Below are 984 nucleotides of genomic sequence, written 5' to 3' on the forward strand. Positions count from 1 at the left end.
CATGAAGCTGACGAGCCAAATGCCATCGTCGACTTCGGTGATTCCGAGCCTCTGGCCGGCGAGCACGGCGGAGATGTTGATTTTCTTCCTGTGCATGCAGATGCGGCCGCAGGCGGTGACGAGAATGTCCTTGTCATGGAAGGGATATTCCAGCTCGGGTAGGCCTTGATAGGCTCTTGAAGAAGCTGTGTAGAGTTCGGCTGGCACCTTCATTTGGATCGCCTTGTGGGGCCTCTCGTCATTGAATTCGCTGATGAAAGCATCGAACCTGGCCTGCTGCTGCGGGGCGTTCATGCCCGGCGGCCGGGTTGTCTCGGCCTTGAGCGTGCGATGCATGCGCTCGTGGCGACCGTTCTCGTGCGGGTTACCGGGCCGGATGCGCTCGATCGCGATGCCGAGCCTCAGCCAGAACACCGACAGCCTGGAGAGATTGTAGAGGCCGTTGGGGCTTGCGAAAGGAAGGCCATTGTCGCTTCTAATCGCTTCCGGCAGGCCGCGTTCCTTGAAGAGCCGGACGAAAGCCTCGAGGACCGGAACCTCCTTTGTCGATTCAAGGGCTTCGCAGGCCAGCAGATAGCGCGAGGCCTGGTCGGTGACGGTCAGCGGGTAACAGTAGCGGCCGTTGCCGAGCTTGAACTCGCCCTTGAAATCGGCGCACCAGAGATCGTTGGGCCGCGGCGCCTGGGACAGTTGCGTGCCCACGGCCTTGTTCGCCCGGTTCCTCTTGCGGGCCTGGCTCACAAGGCCGTGGCGATCGAGCACGGCATGAACGGTGCTCTTGGCCGGAATCCGCACCTCGCCGGCGAGCTTGCGCACCAGCAACTCGCGTATCTTCCTGGCGCCCCAGTGCGGCTTCTCCCGCTTGCTCTCCACGATCATTCGCTCGATCTGGGGCGGCAACTGGTTGGCATAGCGCACCGGCCGGCGCGAGCGGTCCGTCAGGGCCTCAAGACCCTCATCCTTGTAGCGATTGAAGATCTTGTA

1 protein-coding gene is annotated in these 984 nt (G+C 62.1%); it reads right to left on the bottom strand.

Going from position 1 to position 984, the window contains the following annotated elements:
* On the bottom strand, window positions 1–984 hold a 984-nt coding region (locus JT360_RS33165; protein WP_214477674.1), incomplete at both ends, for a helix-turn-helix domain-containing protein.

Source organism: Mesorhizobium sp. dw_380 (genome assembly GCF_018588885.1).
Lineage (GTDB): Bacteria > Pseudomonadota > Alphaproteobacteria > Rhizobiales > Rhizobiaceae > Mesorhizobium.